Origin of the sequence: Flavobacterium sp. UBA4854 (assembly GCF_002399805.1) — a bacterium.
Classification (GTDB): Bacteria; Bacteroidota; Bacteroidia; order Flavobacteriales; family Flavobacteriaceae; genus Flavobacterium; species Flavobacterium ginsengisoli.
On the sequence record NZ_DHEI01000087.1, the window covers coordinates 55,340 to 60,975 of the forward strand.

Genomic DNA, 5,636 nt, shown 5'->3' on the forward strand with positions numbered 1-5,636 from the left:
ATCAAATCAATTGGTGTAAACACCTCGTTATCTCTAACGTTCATTCTCTCACGAATAGTTCTAGCCATACGTGCTAAACCAACACCGAATTGTTGAGACAATTGTTCACCAACTGTTCTAACACGACGGTTTGATAAGTGGTCGATATCATCAATCTCTGCTTTAGAGTTGATCAATTCGATCAAATATTTAACGATTGTAATAATATCCTCTTTAGTAAGCACTTGCTTATCCATAGGGATATCTAAATCTAATTTTTTGTTCATTCTGTAACGACCAACTTCACCTAAGTTATAACGTTGATCAGAGAAGAACAATTTATCTATAATACCACGAGCAGTTTCCTCATCAGGCGGTTCAGCGTTACGCAACTGACGGTAAATGTGCTCTACAGCTTCTTTTTCAGAGTTTGTTGGATCTTTTTGTAATGTGTTGTGGATAATAGCATAATCTGCTTGGTTATTATCCTCTTTGTGTAACAAAATAGATTTAACGTTAGAATCGATGATCTCTTCAACATTATCTTTGTCGATAATTGTATCACGATCAAGGATGATTTCGTTACGCTCGATAGAAACTACTTCTCCAGTATCCTCATCTACGAAATCCTCGTGCCATGTATTCAATACACGTGCAGCAAGTCTTCTTCCAATATATTTCTTAATACCAGTTTTAGAAACTTTAATTTCTTCAGCTAAGTCGAAAATTTCAAGGATATCCTTATCTCTTTCGAAACCGATAGCACGGAATAAAGTCGTTACAGGTAATTTTTTCTTTCTATCGATATAAGCGTACATTACGCTGTTGATATCTGTAGAGAATTCTATCCAAGAACCTTTAAAAGGAATTACTCTCGCAGAATAAAGTTTAGTTCCATTTGCGTGGAATGACTGTCCAAAGAAAACCCCTGGAGAACGGTGTAATTGAGATACTACAACACGCTCGGCACCATTAATAACAAAAGTACCACTAGGAGTCATGTAAGGAATTGTTCCAAGATAAACATCTTGTACAATAGTTTCAAAATCTTCGTGTTCTGGATCTGTACAGTATAGTTTTAACCTAGCTTTTAAAGGCACACTATAAGTAAGACCTCTCTCTATACATTCTTGAATTGTATAACGTGGAGGATCAACAAAATAATCTAGGAATTCCAATACAAAGTTGTTTCTTGTATCTGTAATTGGGAAGTTTTCCATGAAGGTATTGTATAACCCTTCGTTGCCTCTTTCATCAGATTTCGTTTCTAATTGAAAGAAATCTTTAAAAGATTTAACCTGAACATCTAAGAAATCTGGATAGTCAGGGATATTTTTTGTAGAGGCAAAATTCAATCTTTCAGTCTGATTTGTTATCATCAATGGACAAAATTTTGATTAAAAAAAAGTAATTTTTGTTTGTGCAAACACACTGTTTAATCTATACTTTCTTATTATAATCAATACATCTTTAAAAATTAATTCTATAACCTAAGTCTAATTTTCTTTCTTCGTATTGATCAAAAACTTTTTCGTATTTTAAACTACGGGATAATAAAACTTAATATATTTTATTATACGAAAAATGGTTTAGGCCTTTGAGTGTTAACTCAAGACCTAAACCTAGTTCTTAAACTGAGTTTAATTATTTAAGCTCAACAGTAGCTCCAGCCTCTTCTAAAGATTTTTTAAGACCTTCAGCCTCTTCTTTAGAAACACCTTCTTTAACGTTGCTTGGTGCACCGTCAACTACATCTTTAGCTTCTTTAAGACCTAAACCAGTTAATTCTTTAACTAATTTTACAACAGCTAATTTAGAAGCTCCTGCATCTTTTAATACAACTGTAAATTCAGTTTGTGCTTCTTCAGCAGCACCGTCTCCTCCACCAGCAGCAACTACTACAGCAGCAGCAGCAGGCTCGATTCCGTACTCATCTTTTAATATTGTTGCTAATTCGTTAACTTCTTTAACTGTTAAGTTAACTAATTGTTCTGCGAATTGTTTCAAATCTGCCATTTTTTCTATCGTTTAAAATGATTTGTGTAAAAAATATAATTTAATTATTGTGCGCTAATTAAGCAATAAGGAAGTAAACTCCCTTACGATAATTACTCTGCTCCTTCTTCTTCGCTTCCAGCGAATTTGTTTTGTAAAGCAGAAATAATTCTTTGAGCTGGAGATTGTAATAATCCAATGATTTCTCCAATAAGCTCTTCTTTAGATTTAATTGTAGCTAATGCATCTAATTGGTTATCTCCAATATATACTTCAGAATTGATGTAAGCTCCTTTTAAAACTGGTTTATCAGATTTCTTACGGAAATCTTTGATAATTTTTCCAGGTGCATTTGCAACATCAGAAATAAAGATAGCACTGTTACCTGATAAAACTGTAGGTAAATCACCATAATCATTATCAGAAGCTTCCATTGCTTTTGCAAGCAAAGTGTTCTTTACAACTTCTAATTTGATACCTGCTTTGAAACAAGCTCTACGTAAGTTTGAAGTTGTCTCTGCGTTTAAACCAGAAATATCAGAAATGTAAATGATATTTGTACCAGCTAACTGCGCAGTTAAATTTTCAATCGCGATTGATTTTTCTTCTCTAGTCATACTAAAAATTTTTAACTACCAATTATACTGCTTTTGGGTCTAATGCGATAGCAGGACTCATTGTGCTTGTAAGGTGGATACCTTTAATGTATGTACCTTTAGCAGCAGTTGGTTTAAGTTTTATTAATGTTTGAATAATTTCGTGTGCGTTGTCAACAATCTGCTCAGCTCCAAAAGAAACTTTACCGATTCCAGCGTGAACGATACCAGTTTTATCAACTTTAAAGTCAATTTTACCAGCTTTAACTTCTTGAACAGCTTTAGCAACATCCATAGTTACTGTACCTGTTTTAGGGTTTGGCATTAAACCTCTAGGTCCTAAAATACGACCTAATGGACCTAATTTACCCATAACAGCAGGCATAGTAATGATCACATCAACATCTGTCCAACCGTCTTTAATTTTTTGTAAGTAATCGTCAAGACCAACGTGATCTGCTCCAGCTTCTCTAGCTTCCGCTTCTTTATCTGGAGTAACCAATGCTAATACTTTAACGTCTTTTCCTGTTCCGTGAGGTAAAGTAACTACACCTCTAACCATTTGATTCGCTTTTCTTGGATCAACACCCAAACGAACTGCGATATCAACAGACTCATCAAATTTTGCAGAAGCAACAACTTTAATTAATGCAGCAGCATCTTTTAAAGAGTATAATTTGTTCTTTTCAATTTTTGAAGCAGCCTCTTTTTGCTTTTTTGTTAATTTTGCCATTTCTTTTTCTTAATTAAAAAGGAGCATCTCCTGATACAGTTATACCCATAGATCTAGCTGTTCCAGCAACCATACTCATAGCTTTCTCAATTGTGAAAGCGTTTAAGTCTGGCATTTTGTCTTCAGCAATAGTTCTAATTTGTTCCCAAGTAACGCTAGCTACTTTTTTACGATTAGGCTCACCAGAACCAGATTTTAGCTTTGCAGCTTCCATTAACTGAACTGCTGCTGGAGGAGTCTTAACAACAAAATCAAATGATTTGTCTTTGTACACAGTGATTTGCACTGGACAAATTTTGCCAGGTTTATCTTGAGTTCTAGCATTAAATTGCTTACAGAACTCCATGATGTTTACCCCAGCAGCTCCTAAAGCAGGTCCAACCGGTGGCGACGGGTTCGCAGCACCTCCCTTAACTTGTAGTTTAACTACCTTACTAATTTCTTTAGCCATTTTTAAAAAATTTTACACTGTAATCAATGGAAGCGATTACAATGGTTTATTATAGTGTAACAAAAAATTATACTTTTTCAACTTGCATAAAACTCAATTCTAATGGAGTCTTTCTTCCGAAAATCTTAACCATTACCTCAAGCTTACGCTTTTCTTCATTGATTTTCTCAACAGATCCGTTAAATCCATTGAAAGGTCCATCAATAACCTTAACTGTTTCACCAACACTAAATGGAATAGAGCGAGTATCTGTATTTACAGCTAGCTCATCTACCTTACCTAACATACGGTTTACTTCAGAAAGTCTTAAAGGAACCGGTTCTCCACCTTTAGTTTCCCCTAAAAATCCAATAACACTAGTAATTGACTTAATAATATGAGGAATCTCACCAACTAAGTTAGCTTCGATCATAACATATCCAGGAAAATACACTTTATCCTTAGATGATTTTTTCCCATCTTTTACAGTCACCACTTTTTCAGTAGGAACCAAAACTTGAGAAACATAATCCTCCATACCTAATCTCGCAATCTCAGTCTCGATATAAGCTTTCACTTTATTTTCTTGACCACTAACCGCTCTAACTACGTACCATTTTTTCACATTATTATCTGCCATCACAAAAAAATTATCCTTTTAACCAGTTAAAAAATCCAGCCAAAGCTTTTGCAAAAAATTCGTCTACTCCCCAAGTTGCCAAAGCGAATAAAATCGAAAATACAGCCACAACAATTGTCAATTTTTGTACTTCAGCCCAAGCTGGCCAAGTAACATTTGACTTTAACTCTTCGAAAGCCTCTGATAAATAATTAGTAACTTTTGTCATTTGATATATTTTTTATTGCACGGGCGGAGGGATTCGAACCCCCATCAACGGTTTTGGAGACCGCTATTCTACCCTTGAACTACGCCCGTAATTAAAGCCAGTGATTAAAAAATAATCACTGGCTTCTTATTTATTTTAATAGAATTACTCTACGATTTCAGTAACCTGACCAGCACCAACTGTTCTACCACCTTCACGGATAGCGAAACGTAAACCTACGTTCATAGCGATTGGGCTTAATAAAGCAACCTCAATAGTTAAGTTATCACCTGGCATTACCATCTCTACACCTGCTGGTAAAGAAATAACTCCTGTTACGTCAGTTGTACGTACGTAGAACTGTGGACGGTAGTTATTGTGGAATGGAGTGTGACGTCCACCTTCTTCTTTTTTCAAGATATAAACCTCAGCTTTGAATTTAGCGTGTGGTTTTACTGAACCTGGCTTAATAATAACCATACCTCTTTTGATATCAGCTTTATCAATACCTCTCAACAATAAACCTACGTTATCTCCAGCTTCACCTCTATCAAGGATTTTACGGAACATCTCAACTCCTGTAATAGTAGAAGTTAATTTTTCAGCTCCCATACCAATGATTTCAACAGGATCTCCAGTGTTAGCAACTCCAGTTTCGATACGACCTGTAGCAACAGTTCCACGACCTGTAATTGTAAATACGTCCTCAACTGGCATCAAGAATGGTTTAGCAACGTCACGTACTGGCTCTTCGATCCAGTTGTCAACAGCTTCCATTAATTCGATAATTTTAGGTACCCAGTTTGGATCATTGTTTAATCCTCCTAAAGCAGAACCTTGAACTACAGGACCATTATCTCCATCATATTCGTAGAAAGATAATAAATCTCTAATTTCCATTTCAACAAGCTCTAACAACTCAGCATCATCAACCATATCCACTTTGTTCATGAAAACAACGATTCTTGGAATACCTACCTGACGTCCTAAAAGGATGTGCTCACGAGTTTGTGGCATTGGACCATCTGTAGCAGCAACTACTAAGATAGCTCCGTCCATTTGAGCAGCACCAGTAA

Annotated in this window: 7 protein-coding genes, 1 tRNA gene and 1 pseudogene; all 9 read right to left on the minus strand. The window is 35.5% G+C overall.

Annotated elements, in window-relative coordinates; translation table 11 throughout:
- Positions 1-1,358, minus strand: a pseudogene (gene rpoB / locus B3J44_RS12910) (DNA-directed RNA polymerase subunit beta); the annotation flags it as partial.
- A gap of 265 nt (positions 1,359-1,623) precedes the next feature.
- Positions 1,624-1,995, minus strand: coding sequence for a 50S ribosomal protein L7/L12 (rplL, locus tag B3J44_RS12915; RefSeq protein ID WP_008466917.1), 372 nt, complete (start codon positions 1,993-1,995; stop codon positions 1,624-1,626).
- Between the two features lie 92 nt (positions 1,996-2,087).
- Positions 2,088-2,591: a 50S ribosomal protein L10 gene (rplJ, locus tag B3J44_RS12920; RefSeq protein WP_091492767.1), complete on the minus strand. Its 504-nt coding sequence runs from the start codon at positions 2,589-2,591 to the stop codon at positions 2,088-2,090.
- Between the two features lie 22 nt (positions 2,592-2,613).
- Complete coding sequence (gene rplA / locus B3J44_RS12925) at positions 2,614-3,303, minus strand: 50S ribosomal protein L1 (protein ID WP_025572415.1); 690 nt, start codon at positions 3,301-3,303, stop codon at positions 2,614-2,616.
- Between the two features lie 13 nt (positions 3,304-3,316).
- Positions 3,317-3,754, minus strand: a complete 438-nt coding sequence (gene rplK / locus B3J44_RS12930) for a 50S ribosomal protein L11 (RefSeq protein ID WP_008466923.1) — start codon at positions 3,752-3,754, stop codon at positions 3,317-3,319.
- Between the two features lie 67 nt (positions 3,755-3,821).
- Positions 3,822-4,373: a transcription termination/antitermination protein NusG gene (gene nusG, locus B3J44_RS12935; RefSeq protein WP_008466925.1), complete on the minus strand. Its 552-nt coding sequence runs from the start codon at positions 4,371-4,373 to the stop codon at positions 3,822-3,824.
- A gap of 10 nt (positions 4,374-4,383) precedes the next feature.
- Positions 4,384-4,581 (minus strand): preprotein translocase subunit SecE, encoded by a 198-nt coding sequence (secE, locus tag B3J44_RS12940; RefSeq protein WP_008466927.1) that lies wholly within the window; start codon positions 4,579-4,581, stop codon positions 4,384-4,386.
- An 18-nt stretch (positions 4,582-4,599) separates the two neighbouring features.
- A tRNA-Trp gene (locus tag B3J44_RS12945) sits at positions 4,600-4,670 on the minus strand.
- Between the two features lie 55 nt (positions 4,671-4,725).
- On the minus strand, positions 4,726-5,636 hold a 911-nt coding region (locus tag B3J44_RS12950; protein ID WP_286968801.1), incomplete at its 5' end, for an elongation factor Tu.

What these genes read in the sequence shown, in the direction of transcription:
- rplL (WP_008466917.1), bottom strand. Translation starts at nt 1,995, where the DNA reads ATGGCAGATTTGAAACAATTCGCAGAACAATTAGTTAACTTAACAGTT.
- secE (WP_008466927.1), bottom strand. Translation starts at nt 4,581, where the DNA reads ATGACAAAAGTTACTAATTATTTATCAGAGGCTTTCGAAGAGTTAAAG.
- nusG (WP_008466925.1), bottom strand. Translation starts at nt 4,373, where the DNA reads ATGGCAGATAATAATGTGAAAAAATGGTACGTAGTTAGAGCGGTTAGT.
- rplA (WP_025572415.1), bottom strand. Translation starts at nt 3,303, where the DNA reads ATGGCAAAATTAACAAAAAAGCAAAAAGAGGCTGCTTCAAAAATTGAA.
- rplK (WP_008466923.1), bottom strand. Translation starts at nt 3,754, where the DNA reads ATGGCTAAAGAAATTAGTAAGGTAGTTAAACTACAAGTTAAGGGAGGT.
- rplJ (WP_091492767.1), bottom strand. Translation starts at nt 2,591, where the DNA reads ATGACTAGAGAAGAAAAATCAATCGCGATTGAAAATTTAACTGCGCAG.